General features: G+C 61.4%; 16 protein-coding genes. 5 read left to right on the top strand and 11 right to left on the bottom strand.

The features are described 5' to 3' along the window. Positions 1-187 (bottom strand): transposase (locus AC1DMG_RS03500; RefSeq protein WP_477180176.1); only part of this gene is annotated, 187 nt, incomplete at its 3' end. Between the two features lie 224 nt (positions 188-411). On the opposite strand from AC1DMG_RS03500, the gene AC1DMG_RS03495 reads away from it, so the two are divergent. The 3 genes from AC1DMG_RS03495 (at position 412) to AC1DMG_RS03485 (ending at position 5,715) form a co-directional block, all read left to right on the top strand. Further along, positions 412-2,514: a S9 family peptidase gene (locus AC1DMG_RS03495; RefSeq protein WP_477177087.1), complete on the top strand. Its 2,103-nt coding sequence runs from the start codon at positions 412-414 to the stop codon at positions 2,512-2,514. Between the two features lie 283 nt (positions 2,515-2,797). Continuing rightward, on the top strand, positions 2,798-5,008 hold the full coding sequence (locus AC1DMG_RS03490; protein WP_477177088.1) for a TonB-dependent receptor: 2,211 nt from the start codon (positions 2,798-2,800) through the stop codon (positions 5,006-5,008). Next, on the top strand, positions 5,008-5,715 hold the full coding sequence (locus tag AC1DMG_RS03485; protein WP_477180175.1) for an acid phosphatase: 708 nt from the start codon (positions 5,008-5,010) through the stop codon (positions 5,713-5,715). Before AC1DMG_RS03490 ends, AC1DMG_RS03485 begins: the two co-directional genes overlap by 1 nt. A 290-nt stretch (positions 5,716-6,005) precedes the next feature. On the opposite strand, the gene AC1DMG_RS03480 is transcribed toward AC1DMG_RS03485, so the two are convergent. Together AC1DMG_RS03480 and AC1DMG_RS03475 are read right to left on the bottom strand one after the other, a co-directional pair. Beyond that, on the bottom strand, positions 6,006-6,446 hold the full coding sequence (locus tag AC1DMG_RS03480; protein ID WP_441603885.1) for a hypothetical protein: 441 nt from the start codon (positions 6,444-6,446) through the stop codon (positions 6,006-6,008). A gap of 371 nt (positions 6,447-6,817) precedes the next feature. Further along, the gene (locus tag AC1DMG_RS03475; protein WP_477178624.1) at positions 6,818-7,405 is read right to left on the bottom strand and encodes a c-type cytochrome; all 588 of its coding nucleotides are present in this window, start codon (positions 7,403-7,405) and stop codon (positions 6,818-6,820) included. A gap of 362 nt (positions 7,406-7,767) precedes the next feature. On the opposite strand from AC1DMG_RS03475, the gene AC1DMG_RS03470 reads away from it, so the two are divergent. Next, positions 7,768-7,974, top strand: coding sequence for a universal stress protein (locus AC1DMG_RS03470; protein WP_477177217.1), 207 nt, complete (start codon positions 7,768-7,770; stop codon positions 7,972-7,974). Between the two features lie 112 nt (positions 7,975-8,086). Here AC1DMG_RS03470 and AC1DMG_RS03465 read toward each other — a convergent pair whose 3' ends face one another. Next, positions 8,087-9,052: an AraC family transcriptional regulator gene (locus AC1DMG_RS03465; RefSeq protein ID WP_477177091.1), complete on the bottom strand. Its 966-nt coding sequence runs from the start codon at positions 9,050-9,052 to the stop codon at positions 8,087-8,089. Positions 9,053-9,230: 178 nt separating this feature from the next. On the opposite strand from AC1DMG_RS03465, the gene AC1DMG_RS03460 reads away from it, so the two are divergent. Further along, positions 9,231-9,725 (top strand): DUF417 family protein, encoded by a 495-nt coding sequence (locus AC1DMG_RS03460; protein WP_477177092.1) that lies wholly within the window; start codon positions 9,231-9,233, stop codon positions 9,723-9,725. Positions 9,726-9,818: 93 nt separating this feature from the next. Here the strand turns inward: AC1DMG_RS03460 and AC1DMG_RS03455 are convergent, their stop codons facing one another. From AC1DMG_RS03455 to mdcA, 7 genes are read right to left on the bottom strand one after another with little or no spacing between them, the layout of a single operon-like run. Next, positions 9,819-10,757: an acyltransferase domain-containing protein gene (locus AC1DMG_RS03455; RefSeq protein WP_477178623.1), complete on the bottom strand. Its 939-nt coding sequence runs from the start codon at positions 10,755-10,757 to the stop codon at positions 9,819-9,821. Between the two features lie 3 nt (positions 10,758-10,760). Continuing rightward, positions 10,761-11,654, bottom strand: a complete 894-nt coding sequence (mdcB, locus tag AC1DMG_RS03450; protein ID WP_477177094.1) for a triphosphoribosyl-dephospho-CoA synthase MdcB — start codon at positions 11,652-11,654, stop codon at positions 10,761-10,763. A gap of 8 nt (positions 11,655-11,662) precedes the next feature. Then, positions 11,663-12,337 carry a malonate decarboxylase holo-[acyl-carrier-protein] synthase gene (gene mdcG, locus AC1DMG_RS03445; protein ID WP_477177095.1) on the bottom strand — a complete coding sequence of 225 codons (675 nt, stop codon included), beginning with the start codon at positions 12,335-12,337 and terminating at the stop codon, positions 11,663-11,665. After that, positions 12,312-13,037, bottom strand: coding sequence for a biotin-independent malonate decarboxylase subunit gamma (gene mdcE, locus AC1DMG_RS03440; RefSeq protein ID WP_477177096.1), 726 nt, complete (start codon positions 13,035-13,037; stop codon positions 12,312-12,314). Before mdcE ends, mdcG begins: the two co-directional genes overlap by 26 nt. Next, complete coding sequence (locus AC1DMG_RS03435; protein WP_477177097.1) at positions 13,024-13,971, bottom strand: biotin-independent malonate decarboxylase subunit beta; 948 nt, start codon at positions 13,969-13,971, stop codon at positions 13,024-13,026. Before AC1DMG_RS03435 ends, mdcE begins: the two co-directional genes overlap by 14 nt. Next, positions 13,968-14,285 carry a malonate decarboxylase acyl carrier protein gene (mdcC, locus tag AC1DMG_RS03430; RefSeq protein ID WP_477177098.1) on the bottom strand — a complete coding sequence of 106 codons (318 nt, stop codon included), beginning with the start codon at positions 14,283-14,285 and terminating at the stop codon, positions 13,968-13,970. The genes AC1DMG_RS03435 and mdcC overlap by 4 nt, the downstream gene beginning before the upstream one ends. 11 nt (positions 14,286-14,296) lie before the next feature. Then, complete coding sequence (gene mdcA / locus AC1DMG_RS03425; RefSeq protein ID WP_477178622.1) at positions 14,297-15,943, bottom strand: malonate decarboxylase subunit alpha; 1,647 nt, start codon at positions 15,941-15,943, stop codon at positions 14,297-14,299. Positions 15,944-16,106: the final 163 nt, after the last annotated feature.

Below are 16,106 nucleotides of genomic sequence, written 5' to 3'. Positions count from 1 at the left end.
GCTTCATCTGCCCTTGCCCGGGAAACGCCTGCTGCGGATCGGCCACCAGCTCTCGTACCCATTTGCGCAGCACGTTCTCATGCAGCCCCAGATCACGGGCCGCCTGCGTCACCGCTACACCGCGCTCGTTAACCAGTCGCACCGCTTCAAGCTTGAACTCGCGACTGAACGTCCTTCGTGTTCCCATAAACCACCTCCGGCTTCATCATCCCACCTAAACCCGGTGTCTGTGAAACCGGCCGCAGTCCAGTACGTTTCAGCGCGCTTCATGCTGTCTTTCAGAACGCAGGATGCCTGGTGACCGAGTCGCCCATGGGTCAAGAGTCATGGCATCGATTTTCGCGCCCGACGCATCCAACCGTTCCAGGCTGGCATCAAGTAACAGCCAGTCGCCGCGAGAGTGAGTCGGTAATGAAGCCTGCGTGCACAAAAAGAATGAAGGCATGCGCCTTCGCCTTCGGATTGATGATGGCGTTTGCAGACTCGACCCTCGCCCGCCCCCTTACGCAGTCGGATCTTGTCGAGCTGGCCCAGATCGGTGCTGCCACCGTATCGGGTGACGGACAATGGCTGGTATGGGAGCAATCCTCAGAGAACCTGCTTGCGAAGCGAACGCAACGCTCGCTGTGGCGCCTTGATCTCACACGAAGCGGCGGCAAGCCCGAGAGACTCACCACCCTTGATGATGCCGCGCCGACGGCTCCTGAGTTTGGGGCGGACGGTGCGTTGTACTTCCTGTCCGAACGGCCATCGGCGACGCCGACGATCTTTCGGGTCGCGATGGATGGCGCCAGACCAACGGCCGTTTTGGCATCCGACGGCCTTGCGGGATTTCGCATCGCTCCACGGGGCGATTCCATTCTCGTCTGGGCGGATAGACGGCCGCACGCGTCATTCCTCGACGAGAAGGGCAGCGCGCCCAAAGCCATCAGCGGCGCACGGATCTTCGATCATCTTCCCATCAGGCACTGGAACCAATGGGCAGACGGCAATCGGTCCCAGTTATTCCTGATGCGTTTGCGCAGTGGACAAGTCACAGGACGAGGCTGCGCGGTTGCGCCCACGCTGGTCGGAGACGTTCCATCCAAGCCTGGCGGCGGAAAAGAGGAGACGACGTGGAGCCCGGACGGCAAAACGATCTATTTCTCACTAAGAGTTGCCGGCCGGATCGAGCCACTATCAACCAATGCAGATATCTACGCCCGGCAAGCAGACTGCTCCGATGGTCCGGTCGATCTCACCGCTGCGAATGCAGCAGCGGACGAGCTGCCCACGGTGTCGCCCGACGGGCGATGGCTGGCGTGGCTCGCGGCCTCGCGTCCGGGCTATGCCGACGACAGGCGCGTGGTGTGGCTTCGTGATCTGGCAAGCGGAATGATTCATCCGCTCACCCAGGAATGGGATCGGTCGCCTGATGCCATCGTCTGGTCCGCCGATTCGAGAACGCTTTACGTGACTGCCAATGACACGCTGGACCATCCTGCGTTCAGCGTCGATGTTGAAGGCGGTGCCGTGCGGCGGCTGACCGCCTCTGGCCATATCACGCTGATAGCGGCCGAGCCCGATCGTTCGCTGATCCTCAAGAAGGATGGCCTCACGGAGCCGCCGGATCTGTGGCGTCGAGAAGCTTCGGGAGAGCTTGAGAGGCTCACGAATATAAATGCCGAAAAACTGGCTGGAATCGACTGGCCACAGGTATTCCGTTTCACATTTATCGGCGCCAAGGGAGACGAGGTGTGGGGTCTGGCGCTACGCCCACCTGAGCTGGCTCGCGGCAAGAAAGCCCCCGTCTCGCTGATTGTTCATGGTGGTCCGCAATCCTCGCTCGGCGACATCTGGTATGCCCGATGGCCGTTGAATCTGGCGCTCTACGCGGAACACGGTTATGGCGTGGTTTCCATCGATTTCCATGGAAGCACGGGACACGGCCAGGCGTTCACGGATGCCGTCAATCGCCATTGGGGTGATCTGCCTCTTGAGGACATCCAGCGCGGCCTGGCGGCAGCGATCGAGCGCTTCGATTTCCTCGATGGCGATCATGCCTGCGCGGTAGGCGCCTCGTACGGCGGCTATATGATGAACTGGATCGAAGGCCATTGGCCGGACCGATTCCAATGCATTGTCCAGCACGACGGCATCTTCGACGAACGCGGGATGACCTACGAGACGGACGAACTGGCCCAGGATCACTGGGACTTCGGAAACCAGCCGTACTACGTCGCCCCCGCCGACTACGAGCGCTGGAATCCCGTCAATGCCGTTGCCCAATGGCGAACGCCGCAGCTGGTGATCACCGGCGAAAAGGACTTCAGAAGCCCCAGTGGGCAAGCCGTGGCTGCCTTTACAGCGCTGCAGGAGCGAAATATTCCATCCAGGTTGATCGTATTCCCCGACGAAGGGCACTACGAAGTAAAAGCGGCGGACACCATCCAGTGGTACGACGAAGTCTTTCAATGGATGGACCGGTGGACATCCAGCGCTGCGAACGCGAATCGAAGGCAGACCGCTCGGTGAAGTCGATCCGGTGCCACATCCAGTGGCATCGTTGGCGCCGCCCCTTCCGAAGCACCGCAAGTCCCTGACACAGCGATCCTTATGACCAGCTTATTAAATCGCCTTATTAAATCTTAGATTTACCTTACAAAATCACTTTCACAAATCTTATGATTATCTTAGCGAAAATAAATGCGATTATTCGGCGAATTATCGAATAATCATTTTGTTGCCAAATTGTCATTTGCCGTCATTACGGTGTCGCCCCACGTCGCCTCTCCCCAAAATCAACAACGGGCACACCATGACACGGCATATTTCGGCGCTATTCGGGCGCTCCCGCACCACGCTTGCTCTTTGCCTGGCCGCCGCGATCGCCTCCCCCGCATGGGCTGGCGACAACGCCACCGCCGACACCAGCGCCACGCCGCAACAGGCCAAGAGCCTCGATGCGGTGCAGGTGACCGGCACCGACACGGTGACCACGATCGCCCCGTCGCAAGCCTCCATGGTGGCCACCGAGCCGCAGTCGACCATCGGCCGCGTCTACATCCAGGAAAATGTGCCACCGACCGGCGACTACACCGACATCGCGCAGATCTCGCCGAGCGTGTACACCGTGACGCCGAACGGTTCGGGCCTGATGGAGGCGCCGGTCGTCTCCATCCGCGGCTTCCAGGACGGCCAGTACAACGTGACGTTCGATGGCATCCCGTGGATGGACTCCAATGACTTCACGCACCACTCCACCTCGTACTTCACCAACCAGCAAACCAACTCGGTGACGGTGGATCGCGGCCCGGGCACCGCCGGCACGCTCGGCAACGCCACCTTCGGCGGCACCATTTCGGTGGATTCGCTCAATCCGCAGCAGCAGTTCGGCATCAACCCGTACATCAGCCTGGGCAGCTGGGAAACGGCGATCGAAGGCGCAACGATCAATACTGGCGCCTTCACCAGCAGCGGCACCAGCGCGGTGATCAACCTGCAGAACAGCTCGTCGGACGGTTACCTCACCTTTGCCGGCCAGCGTCGCCAGACCGTGTTCGCCAAGGTGGTCCAGCCCTTGGGCGAGAACACCACGCTGACCTTCGTCGCCATGGACAACGAGCTGAACCAGTACGTGCCGTTCGGCGCCACCAAGGCGCAGATCGCGGAGCACGGCAACAACTATGCGCTGAACGACGACCCGACCAGCCAGGCCTACTACCGCTACAACAAGGACGAGATCAACACCAATTTCGGCTACATCGGGCTGCACTCGGCGTTCGACGGCTGGACGATCGACAACAAGGTCTACACCTACGGCTACAACCACTTCGGCTTCAACGGCCTGGATCCGAACGGCGAAACGCCGAACGGTACGTTCTATAGCGCCACCGACGTCCCCGGCCAGCACATGCGCAACACCAATCGCTCGTGGGGCGACATCTTCCGCGTGGGCAAGGAACTTGGCCCTGGCGAATTGCGCGCCGGCGTGTGGTACGACCACCAGGACGACATCCGCTGGCTGTATGAGTTCGACGACACGATCAACCAGCTCAATCCGGTGATCGCGCCCGGCGCGTCCTCGCTGGCGCTTGCTTCGGCGGATCGGCGCATGACCGACACGCTGATCACGATCCAGCCGTTCGTCGAGTACCAGTGGAACATCACCGACAATGCATATGTCATTGGCGGCGTGAAGTACAACAACTTCGAGCGCGATCTGAACGCAACGGTCAACCAGAAGACGGAAACGCCGCTCGACTATTCCAAGAAGTGGAATGCCACCCTGCCTTCGGCCTCTTTCCACTACAACTTCAGCTCGAACTGGACGGCTTATGCGCAGTGGGCCAAGGGTTACCTGGCGCCCAACCTCAACCTGCTGTACGTGCCCAATCCGGCGGTTTCCGATAGCGCCGTGGCGCCGGAAAAGACCACCAATATCCAGCTCGGCACCACCTGGACCGACGATCGCCTGACGGTATCGGGTGATGTGTACAAGATCGACTTCAACAACTTCGTCCAGAGCCAGAAGGTCGGCGGCGTCACCGAGTTCTACAACGGCGGCGGCGTGCACTACAAAGGCCTCGAGCTGGAAGGCACCTACGTGCTCGGCGCGGGCTTCAGCGTCTACGCCAACGGCTCGCTCAACCGTGCGATCCAGACCACCGACAACCAGTGGAATGCGAACACGCCGCACAAGACCGCCGCGCTTGGTTTCATCTATAGCGATGGTCCCTTCTACGCTTCGCTGTTCGACAAGTTCGTCGGCAAGACCTATTACACGGCCAATGCTGAGGATGACACGCCGATCGGCGGCTATGCGATCACCAACTTTGCCGCCAGCTACAAGTTCGATCCGCACATCAGCGATGTGAAGGACATCAAGATCGGCGTGCAGCTCAACAATCTGTTCGACAACACGCACATCAACGCGCTGGCCGGCGTCACGGCGGCGGACAGTACGCCGCTGTACTGGACCATTCCGGCGCGCAACTTCAACTTCACCATTTCGGCTGACCTGTTCTGATGAAACGCCTTGCACTCTTGTCGTTGATGTTGCTGATCGGCCAGCCCGCACTGGCCGACGGTGTCAGTCCGAATCGTGCTTCTATCGAACTGCCGAACCTGCTGCCGCCTCCCCCGGCAGCAGGTTCGGCTGCGGCCAGGCAGGATCTGCAGGCCGTGCTCGCCGTACAACGGTCGCGAACGACCGACGAACAGTCGGCAGCGAAAGCGGATATGGAACGCTCCGTTTTCCGTTTTGCCGACACGCTTGGCCCGGCCATGCAAGCGGCGACATTGCCGAAGACGGCCGCATTCTTTGAACGCGTCGCCGACTTCGACAAGGCCGAGGTGAAGGATGCCAAGCTTTACTGGCGACGGCCCCGTCCCCCAGTGACGTCCGACCAGGTGCACCCGCTGTCCAAGGAAAAGCCGGACGATTGGAGCTACCCGAGCGGACACGCCACCTTCGGCTATACGACGGCGATCTTGCTTGCCAACATGGTGCCGGAGAAGCGCGCGGAAATATTCGCTCGAGCCGACCAGTACGCGCAGCATCGCGTAGTGATGGGCGTGCATTTTCCAAGCGACGTGGAAGCCGGGCGCCTGGCCGGAACGGTGATCGGAGCGCAGTTGCTGCAGCAAGCCGACTGGCAGGCGGACTACCAGGCGGCGTGCGCTGAACTTCGGGCAGCACTGCAATTGCCGCAATCGCCCCCGCAAACACCTTGATACGCACTCAAGGCAGGGAATCTACCTGGTGCTGACCAACGCGGGAAAACGCGAACGGCGCGGAGCTGGCAAACCACGCCCCCAGAGTTGACCAGCCCCGCCCCCCCTATTCAGCCGGACTCGTGGACGGAGCCCGGCGAATGGATCAAGGTCCCGCCGCGATAACTTGCCCTGATCCGCGCCGCCCTGCGCTCCCTTCCCTTCCCCGGGAATCGTCGAGCTCTGCGTTGGGCCAGAAGCAGACCTGGGCGATGGTCTTGGGACCCATCATTTCGACAAAGGCTTCAGCGCTACTTGTCTTCCGAAATCGTCATGCCACCTATGCTCACGCCGAGATCGATACCTTGGCCTGCGCCAGATAGCGCAAGCGAGACCTGGCCCTTGGTGAGCACCTGTGCCGTTCCGGATTTCACGGCGCCTGCGCTGGCATCCGCCTGTGCATAGGTGCCGAGCACATCGCCAATCTTGGTGATATCGCTGAAATTGCCGATGCCGTTATCAATGCGCGATTTGCCGGCCGTCAGTCCGCCGCCATGGCTTTCGATCTTGACCTTCATGGTCTGACCGTTCGTGCAGGTAACCACGCCGGTTCCGCTCGTGTGCTTGTAGATCACCGACCAGCCGGATAGGTTGAACCGCATGGTGCATTCCAGGTTGGCGGCACTGACGATCTGGCAGAGGGTTAGCGCGCATAACACCAAGGATGTCTGAACGAGGCGTCGACCTTTCATAGGATGACTCCGTGACTGAGGGTGAAAGTTCCGGCTATCCATCGCATGCTGGGTGACGCGACACCTGAATCCTGATGACGATCACCGGGGTGAAGATCACCGATTCTCCACGTACCCATACCGCAGCAGCAGCTCATCGTCCCGCAAAGACGCGCTTCAGAAAACCGTAGTTTTACGCAGAGTCCGGTGTGCCATCCGATCCATGCTGCATCGGATGGCGAAGTCGCTACCGCGCACGCCATTGCCTTGGCCAAACCCGATGATCAGGCCCGGACGAGGGATTCGAGCATCGGCGACATGGCAATGTGCTGTTGTGGAGAACGTATCGGCTTGGTCCATGTCTGGCCAAGCGATCTCTGAGTAAACGATGGTCAGGGCATGGTTACGGAGAAAAAAGCAGCAGACGCTTCGATCTGCGCGTCGTCCATTTTTGATGCAACCTCGGTCATCGATCCCGGCTTGGGCGGTGCGGCTCGGGCCCTTGCCTGGAATTCGTGAATCCGTGCGATCAAGAATGTCTTTGGCTGGCCCGCAATGGACGGAAAGCGCGCGCCGTTACCTTGCCCGGATGGGCCGTGGCAACTAAAACAAGAGGGAACGCCATGCGTGCCCCCGCTTTCGGCAAGCCGCCTGCCAGCCGAAATCATCTCCGCCGAGGGAATATGCTGTGCCTGCGCAAGCGGTGGATGTTGCCCTGAAAAATACGTTGCAAGCGCGTGCATGTCGTCCTCGGAGAGCCTTTGTGCTACCGGTTGCATGACGACGCTGGTTCGAGTCCCGTCCTTGAACATCGACAGGGCGTGCGCGAGGTAGTCCGGATTCATACCGGCCAGGCGAGGCGCACCCACTGCATCGGAACCCGCCCCGCGATCGCCGTGACAGCTCACGCACAGGGCGACAGGAGGTGCCTGGGCCGCCAAGATCGTGGTGGCGGTGGACGTGGCTGATGGTCCGGCCATCGCAAGTGCTGGCAGCAAAGCGAGCAGGATGCAAGGGGTGACGACTCGGCTTAGTCGGCCAGAGGGAGATTCGTCCTTGCCATGCCGAGTGTGCGGGAACCCGAGATATCGCCAAACATGGGGAGTAGGCATTGTTCTGCACTACATGAAAGCGGAGTGCCGACGATACACCGGCCACCTGTTTCGATGCCGCGCATGCGCATCGTTATCGTTTGTGCCTTCATCGCGCTCCCTGGAGATGCAATGTGACCAGGCAGTCGGCAGACAGTCGCCCAGCTGTTCGCATCAACTCCGGACCGGAGTTCAACGGGCTCGCGTATGGCGGAATCTCGCTGACGCTCACGCCACGCGAGCGCAAATAGATCGTCGGATCGAATGGTGGCTGGCGGTCCTCGTTCGAATACACGCATCGCCCGCATGAAGCCATCGACCGTATCGCTCGCGAGCAAAGGTGTGACCTCATCATGATGGGTTCCCATGGCCGCTTGGGGATGGGTCGCCTTTTACTGGGTAGCGAAACCAACAAACTGCTTCTGAGTACGGAAGTGCCTGTCCTTGTGTGTGATTGAGATCGATGATGGAACGAGGACGGCAGCGCACTGCACGATGCGCCGTGGCCCGATCACGTGCGCGTCCTCGCATCATCGTCCCGCGCCCTTGTGTTCACCACGCAACAACTAACTAGCCAGCGCCTTCGTCGACTCCCGCCTGCTTTCGCCAGCGTGCCGGGGTCACGCCCATGTGCAGCTTGAAGGCTCGCTGGAAGGCGGCTTCGGACTGATAACCGATGGCTTCAGCAATGGCGCCGGTGGAGGCGTTCGTTGTTCGCAGTTCGTTCGCCGATAGTGTCATGCGAATATCCGTCAGCAAGTCGCTGGCCGACATGCCGAGTTTTTCCTGGAACAGACGGACGAACGTCGCCCGCGACATATTGCACTTCTGTGCGAGCAGCGGAAGCGTCCACGGATGTCCGGGGTTGTGGAACATGGCATCCAGTGCCGGAGCAAGCCGCGGATACCCCGCCAATGCCAGCAGCCCGGCGGGCGCTTCGCCCGACGCACTGGCAAACCTCAGAGTCAGGGCAAACAAGGCAGTCGACAAGGCGTCGAGCATCGCGCGTCCACCCAGGAAATCAGCACCACTCTCAGCGTGCATCAGCGCCATGAGGCTGTGTAGCGCTGCGCCGTTTTCCTGGCCGTTCGATGTTGCCGCGGCAACGCCGGTGCGCGCGATGAGGCGCGCCGGAAGATAGCGGCGCAGGAGACGCGCATGCGGGGGCGACAGCACAAAGCGTCCGCACAGCATATCCAGCCGATCGCCTCTGCCTGCGTTGTGACTGAACACGAGGTTGGCAGCAACGCGAGTCTTTGCGGGCTTGGCACGAGCTCCGCTGCCGTCGTGCAAGCTATGCGCTTCACCATGGGCCAACAGCAGGATGTCGCCAGCTTGCAGAACTTCGGGCTTCCCTCCATCGGGATCGACCAAGGATGCCGAGCCACTCAGGACGATGTGGTAGGCCATCTCCCCGCTTGCAAAAGCCGCCTGATCAATACGCCAGGGCGCTCCGTATTGGCAGCGCAAATCGAGCTGCCCGCGCACCGGCGTCACTTCCAGCAATCGGCTCAACCAATCGAGCGGTGGAGACATGGCCCATTTCCTTTGATACGTTTGAGCATGTAATCAAGACGATTCGATATTAATCGTCTCAGCAGTCCTTCGTAAAGTAGCTCCGTCGCACAGATCAACCCGAGCGGATGTGACGCCGCCCTGGTGGCCCGATGCACACCACGCGACTTCTGCCAACCCATCTCACGAAGGAAAAGCCATGAACGCCCTCCTCCAGCTTCTTGCCAAATCCGGCCTGTTGAAGAAAGACCTCGATTACCACCTGCTTCGTGCTGCGATGGTCGTCATCTTCGCCTGGTTCGGCTACGACAAATGGTTCCAGTCCGAGATCACGGCCCTGGCACCGCTGATCATGCACGGGCCTCTGATCTTCTGGACGATCCCGCTGCTGGGCATCCACGGCACCGCCATCCTCCTTGGCACTGCCGAATGGACGTTCGGTTCGCTGCTGCTGTTGGGCTTCTGGAACAAGAAGCTGGGTGTGTTGGGCGCGCTCGGCTCCATCGCCACTTTCATCTCCACCCTGACGATTCTGCCGTTCGTACCCGATGGCTGGGACGCTGGTGCCGGCGGCTTTCCCGCGATGGCGATGAACGCAGCCTTCCTGTTGAAGGACCTCGTGCTGCTGGTCGTATCGGTGTATCTGCTCAGGGAAGACGTGATCCGCGCGTTGAGTCTTCCGCGCAAGCATTGATGGTCGCGGCCTGCTTTCGAGGTCGTACGGCGCGGGAGGCTATCGAGCCTCCCCGTTGCCGCGTGTCGAACAAATCAGGCAAAGGCATGGAGCTCACGCCGATCCCATGACTCGCTTCAACCAATCGAGTATGCCGCCTACCGAACGAAAATCGTCAAGGCTTCGCGCGGGAATCCCGGGATAGACGCCTGCGGCCATATCGGCGAGGGCCCGACCGGGACCCAGTTCCAGAAAGACGGTGGCGCCCGCCTCCACGCAACCCGCCAGGCATTTTTCCCATTGGATGGGATGCGATATCTGCAAAGCAAGCTTGTGGATATCGGTGCCGGCATCCAAAACGGGATCGCCATCGATGCCACTGAAGAGACGAACCTTCGGTTGGCGTGCGGTTTGAAGATGGACGTCTGCCAGCGCGCGGTCAAAAGCGACAGAAGCGTTGGCAAGCAGATAGGTATGGGAAGGCACGTTCACGGGAATCGACGAAACGCGTAAGGCGCCATGTTGGGTGGCTTCGTGCGCGATGAGGTCCAGTGCGTCCTTTTTACCGGCGAGTACCCAGGCGTTGGCGGGATTGCAAATCGCAATGGCTGCTTCGCGACCTGCGCATAATTGATCGACGCTCGCCCGATCCAATCCACGAATAAAGAGCATGCCTTCATCGCCATGGCTTTGGGCATCCATCAGGCGGGCCCGTGTGTCGATGAGGTCGAGCGTGTCGACGGCTCCTGTCAATCCCGCCACGCCCCAGGCGGCGACTTCGCCCACACTGTAGCCGGCCACACAGCGCTGGCCCGGAAGTGCGCTATCGAGCAGCGCTGCTGCGGACAGTGCCTGGAGCGCGCATAGCAGTTGTGCCGTCCGATTGAGGTGGAGTGTCTCCTGGTCGGCTTGCTTTACCAGGGTGCGGGGATCGCTGCCGAGCTGCGCCGAGACATGTGAAAACAATGAAGCGGCTTGAGGTGCGTCGCCTGTCAGGTCGAACATACCGGCGTGTTGACCGCCCTGCCCGGAACAAAGAATGGCCAGTGCCATGCTTTACCTCATCTCAGCGGCAGAGCGATGCGATGGCAGCTGTTCCAGTTCCATGGCGAAGACGCTCATGGCGAGTAGGTCTGCCGCACCACCCGGACTGAGTCGGCGCCGGACAAACGCGCGATGAATGCGTTCGGCACGTCCCTGCCACGCCGGATCGCCGACGCCGCCTTTGTCGAGAAACGTTTGCGCTGCTTGCTGCGCGAAACGCAGACCCTCCGCGCCGCCGCGATGCAACAGGTTGGTGTCTTCGATGGCGGCAATCAGGGCAAAGCACGCCTGTACGCGCGCCGCTTCGAGATGGCCCGGCGCAAGGCGTTGCGCATCGTGCAGTGCAGGCAGTCCAACTTCATAGATGCTTGGAAAACCTTGCGCTGCTTCCTGGCGAGCACCGCCGGCACCATAGCGCGCGCCGGCCATTTCGCCATGGCTATCGGGGAGTCTCGGACCGGCAAGGATCTCCCTGCCCCATCGACGCTTCACCACGGTGCCCAAGGCTTCACCCGCATCGACAAGGCCGGCTTCTCGCAAGCCTGCCGCCGCGCAGAGCAAGCCGACGCCAAAGATCGCGCCGCGGTGCGTGTTCACGCCACCGGTGGCAGAGAGCATGGCGCGTTCGGCGCGCAAGCCGATCTTGCGTAGTGTTGTCATGGAGGCATTGTGCATGCCCGCTTCGGTCAAGGCGGCAAAGTAAGGCCGCAGAGCCGATGCGCTCCGCCTGAAGGTGTCGGCGTCCATATCCACATGGCTTCCCGTATCGACATGACTCACCAGGCCAGGCTTGGGCCACGTCTCGATTTCCAGTATCAAACTGCGCTCGGCCCATGCCGCCACGCGCTCCTGGAAAGATTGAACAGGCAGGCGGTCGGCCAGCAGGGCATTCGACGCAGCGGACATGCAAGCATTCATGATGCGATTCCGATGAACGATTCACGCCGACACAGGATCACGTCAGCAGCCCTCTTGAGGATCAGCTCAGGCACGCCGGAGTGCAGTTCGCGCCAGTTCACGCCGGCGCCATCGGCGCGCAGAAGTTCACCATCGATTCGTACCGGTGCGTGCGAATCGATATCAGCCAGGTCCGAAAGAAACCAGCTGATCCTATTGCGATCTGGAAGCGTCCAAACGATATCGAGATCGGAGCCCGGGCTCAGATAGGTCAGGCCTGTCAGCCGCTGCCATGCCAGGCTGCCGAACACACGAGCCTCCACGCCATAGGCCCCTGCGTGAGTTGCCAGTTGCCGCAGGCTCGGTTGCCACGCAGCTGGAGCCGTATCGACGCATTCGGCCAGTGTGGGCAGCGGGGTCGTGGCAACCATATCGTCAGCGGCCATCTGTATGGCTATGCGTCGCTTGCCTGCCGAAGGCGGCAGCGGCAAGCCAAGCGGCATCCCGTCACTGTCGCCAGGCGCGGGGCGACGCACGATGAGTGGCCAGCCGCGAGCTACCCAACCGGGCAGCAACGGCTCATTCGCCAAGTCGCTACGTGACGCCAGCAACGCGTTCCACGCAGCGGAACTGACGTGAACCAGCCGGTGTCGCTGCAGCAGCGGATCAGACTGAGGCGCGTGCAAGTTCATGGACACGCCTCGCGATATCGGCAGCCTTGGGGCGACCGTTGCGTTGTGCACCAAGTTGGTCGCGGTTGTCTTCGCGCTCGGCCGGACGGGACAGTTGCGCCTGCAGTTGATCGGCGAGCGAACTGGCCGGGTCCAGCGTGACAGCCACAGCGCCCGTCTGAAACAGGTTGTCCAGACCAGGCGCAAAGACCGGCGTGGACCTGGCCTTCTCCTCAAGCACGTCGATGGACAATTTGGTCACACGCGACATGGAAGGAAGATCCATCACCGCCGGCTCCGCACCAGGCAGCGCCAGCAGCGTGCGTGTTGCCAGCGCCGTGGCGATGAACGCCCCCGCGGCTGTATGGCCATAAAGCAGGCCGACCGTGGGGTGCCCCAGCTTGTCGGCGAGTATCAGGCACTTCGCCAGATGCGCCAGGAACTCATTGATGCCCAGCAGCTCGTCGCGCTTGCTCATGCGCTGGCTGCCGCTGTCGATCAACACCAGGATGGGCTCGTTGCCACCTGACTTGATGACTTCGATGACGTCACTGGCGAGCCTGGCGGCCTCTTCCACGCCGACAGGCGTTTGACCTTCGACGCCGATCACGGCGATCGAACCACCCTCCGGGAGACGGCCCCGCCCGGATATCAGGCCGCCCTCACGGACGACGTCGTGGCCACCAGGAAACAGCGATGCAAGAATCTTATCGAGCGTCATGACGAAGCTCCTGAAGTCGATCGGCCAGCGCAACGAATGCCTCGTAGGACATGGCGGGAATGTTTTCCGGCTCGGTCGCGCCCAATAAGCGCCAGATGTCGAGCGCATCGGCGCAAGCGCCAAAGTCGCCGATACGCTGTGCAAGGCGTGCCTGCTCCGCCTCCAGCGTGGCCAGCGTCGGCGCCGACACAAGCTCGATGAGATAGCGGGCGGCATCCCGGAAGCTGTCGATGGTGTCGTCGGCAAACACGTCCGCACCGCCGATCAGGCGCCGATGTTTGCCGCCCATGGTGCGCCATACCAGGGCGCGATCCCTGGAGTCGAATTCCTCTACGCCACGATTGGTCTCAATGACTTCCGGCCCGGAAACGCTGATGCGTCCCTGTTCCGACACCGCCAGGGCCGAACAGCAGCCCGCAATCAATCCGCCACCGCCGTAGCATCCTGCTCGGCCACCCACCAATCCCACCACGGGCACACCGGCGAAGCGCGCTTCCATCAAGGCGCGCATGATCTCGGCAATCGCCAGTTCACCGGCATTCGCTTCCTGCAGGCGCACACCACCGGTGTCGAACAGCATAAGCACCGGCACCGAGGCGATATCGCGGGCGGCACGCAGCAGTCCTGTCAGTTTGGCGCCGTGTACTTCGCCAAACGCGCCGCCCATGAAACGGCCTTCCTGCGCGGCAACGAACACGGGCGCGCCATCGATCCGGCCGTGCCCTACGATCATGCCGTCGTCAAACTGCTCGGGCAGGTTGAACAGCGCCAGGTGCGGACTTGTCTCGCGCATCTCCGGGCCGATGAATTCCACGAAGCTGTTGGCGTCGAGAAGACCCTCTACGCGCTGTCTGGCTGAGGCCTCGTACCAGCTATCGGTTGATACAAAGGACTGGCGCCCGAGTTTCGTATTGTCCAGGGCGAGCGTGCTCATGTGTGATCTCCTTCCATGGCGCTGACCGCCTGCGCCAGTCGAAGAGCGACCGTGTCGGGTCGCGCGCCACCGTCGTTGACCGAGAGCTTCAGCCCTCCCGGCGAGCGGCGTTCGACGAAGTCGGAAATCACGGCCTGCCACACGTCGCCGAAACCTTCTGCTGCCGTGCGAATGTCCACTTCACACTCCCCATCGGGAAGTATGCGTTCGACCAGCACCTCCAGATTTCCGGAGGCCACCACGCCGACGATGGCCTGTCGCCTTGTGCCCTTTGCGCGCTGCTGCGCCTTGTTGCGGTAGTTGAGTGTTTCCACGATGGGTCTCCTCACCAATTTCGGAATTTGGACGGCGGTGCGTACAGATGGCCGGACCATTGCACCAGGTCCTTGATGGAGCGTGCCGCCAGCAAGCGGCGATCGGCGTCCAGGGGATCAATGCCCAGATCTTCCGGGCGCCGGATCACGCCGCGCTCCCTCAACTGCTGCACCAGCTTCCTGTCGCGCGCGCGCCCTACGTCGGTATAGCCCGCGACGCCGCGAATGGCGTGCTCCCGCTCATCATGGCTTCGGCACAGCAGAAGGTTGGCAATACCTTCCTCGGTGACGATGTGGGTCACGTCGTCGCCATAGACCATGACGGGCGCCAGTTCCAGGTCGAGCTTTGCAGCCAGTTTCAAGGCGTCCAGTTGCTCCACGAACATGGGGGCGTTCTTCTCGCCAAAGGTCTCGCCAATCTGCACGACCAGCTTTCGACCACGACGCAACGGAGCAGGACTATCGGGATCGGCTTCCTTGCCCGCCTGCAACCAGGGCTGGCTGGGATGGCGCCGGCCGCGTGCGTCGCTACCCATGTTGGGAGCGCCGCCAAAGCCCGCCACACGGTCGGCGGTGACCGTCGATGAATTGCCATGCAAGTCGATCTGCAGCGTGGAACCGATGAACATGTCGCCGGCATACAAGCCGGCGGTCTGGCTCATGGCGCGATTGGAGCGCAGGGAGCCATCAGGGCCCGTGAAGAACACGTCGGGCCGCGCCTGGATATAGCCATCCATACCCACTTCCGAGCCAAAGCTGTGGATCTGCCGCACCCAGCCCGATTCGATCGCGGGGATCAAGGTGGGGTGCGGATTGAGCGCCCAATGGCTCGCCACCTTCCCTTTCAGGCCCAGGCGTTCGCCGTAGGTCGGCAGCAACAGCTCGATGGCGGCCGTGTTGAAGCCAATGCCGTGGTTGAGGCGCTGCACGCCATAGGGCGCGTAAATGCCCTTGATGGCGAGCATCGCGGTAAGGATCTGTGTTTCAGTGATGGCGCCGGGATCGCGCGTGAACAGCGGCTCGACGTAGAACGGCTTGCCGCTTTCGATGACGAAATTCACCCAGTCGCCCGGGATATCGACACGGGGCAGCTTGTCGACAATCTCATTGACCTGCGCAATGACGATGCCGTCCTTGAACGCGGTCGCTTCAACGATGGCCGGGGTGTCCTCGGTATTGGGCCCCGTATAGAGATTACCTTCGCGGTCGGCACTGACCGCCGCGATCAATGCCACCTGGGGCGTGAGGTCGATGTAATAACGTGCGAAAAGCTCCAGATACGTGTGTATCGCACCAAGCTCGATCTTGCCGGCAAAAAGCGATTTGGCGATGCGCTGGGACTGCGGTCCCGAATAGGCATAGTCCAGGCGCTTGGCGATGCCGAGTTCGAAAAGATCCAGGTGTTCGGGAAGCACCACGCCCGACTGCACCATATGCAGGTCATGGATTCTGTCTTTGTCGACCGCAGCCAGCGCGCTCGCCAGCAGGTCGGCCTGCTTCTGGTTGTCGCCCTCAAGGCACACCCGATCGCCGGGCCGTATAACCGCCTCGAGCAAGGCCGTGGCGTCTGCTTTTGCAACCCGCTTGCCCTGCGCGTACGTCGCCCCTGCGCGTAGCCTCTCATCGCGCAGGCGCTGCGCGCTGTCCCAGACGGTCATACATAATCCTCCACGTACTTCAATCAGAGCGTTTCCGCCGATCAGCGATGGCACGGGAGTCGCGGTCAGAAGGCCCGCTGCAACATGCCTCGCATTCGATGGAAAGATCCTAACGCGCGGAACGACTGGGATTTATGAAGTTATCAGAGGGGATTCAGAGGCA

Source organism: Dyella sp. 01N36, from assembly GCF_056399745.1.
The sequence above is the reverse complement of the archived record's forward strand: the minus strand, read 5'-3'. Positions and strand labels throughout refer to the sequence as shown.

What these genes read in the sequence shown, in the direction of transcription:
- AC1DMG_RS03495 (WP_477177087.1), top strand. Translation starts at nt 412, where the DNA reads ATGAAGCCTGCGTGCACAAAAAGAATGAAGGCATGCGCCTTCGCCTTC.
- AC1DMG_RS03490 (WP_477177088.1), top strand. Translation starts at nt 2,798, where the DNA reads ATGACACGGCATATTTCGGCGCTATTCGGGCGCTCCCGCACCACGCTT.
- AC1DMG_RS03485 (WP_477180175.1), top strand. Translation starts at nt 5,008, where the DNA reads ATGAAACGCCTTGCACTCTTGTCGTTGATGTTGCTGATCGGCCAGCCC.
- AC1DMG_RS03480 (WP_441603885.1), bottom strand. Translation starts at nt 6,446, where the DNA reads ATGAAAGGTCGACGCCTCGTTCAGACATCCTTGGTGTTATGCGCGCTA.
- AC1DMG_RS03475 (WP_477178624.1), bottom strand. Translation starts at nt 7,405, where the DNA reads ATGGCCGGACCATCAGCCACGTCCACCGCCACCACGATCTTGGCGGCC.
- AC1DMG_RS03465 (WP_477177091.1), bottom strand. Translation starts at nt 9,052, where the DNA reads ATGTCTCCACCGCTCGATTGGTTGAGCCGATTGCTGGAAGTGACGCCG.
- AC1DMG_RS03460 (WP_477177092.1), top strand. Translation starts at nt 9,231, where the DNA reads ATGAACGCCCTCCTCCAGCTTCTTGCCAAATCCGGCCTGTTGAAGAAA.
- AC1DMG_RS03455 (WP_477178623.1), bottom strand. Translation starts at nt 10,757, where the DNA reads ATGGCACTGGCCATTCTTTGTTCCGGGCAGGGCGGTCAACACGCCGGT.
- mdcB (WP_477177094.1), bottom strand. Translation starts at nt 11,654, where the DNA reads ATGTCCGCTGCGTCGAATGCCCTGCTGGCCGACCGCCTGCCTGTTCAA.
- mdcG (WP_477177095.1), bottom strand. Translation starts at nt 12,337, where the DNA reads ATGAACTTGCACGCGCCTCAGTCTGATCCGCTGCTGCAGCGACACCGG.
- mdcE (WP_477177096.1), bottom strand. Translation starts at nt 13,037, where the DNA reads ATGACGCTCGATAAGATTCTTGCATCGCTGTTTCCTGGTGGCCACGAC.
- AC1DMG_RS03435 (WP_477177097.1), bottom strand. Translation starts at nt 13,971, where the DNA reads ATGAGCACGCTCGCCCTGGACAATACGAAACTCGGGCGCCAGTCCTTT.
- mdcA (WP_477178622.1), bottom strand. Translation starts at nt 15,943, where the DNA reads ATGACCGTCTGGGACAGCGCGCAGCGCCTGCGCGATGAGAGGCTACGC.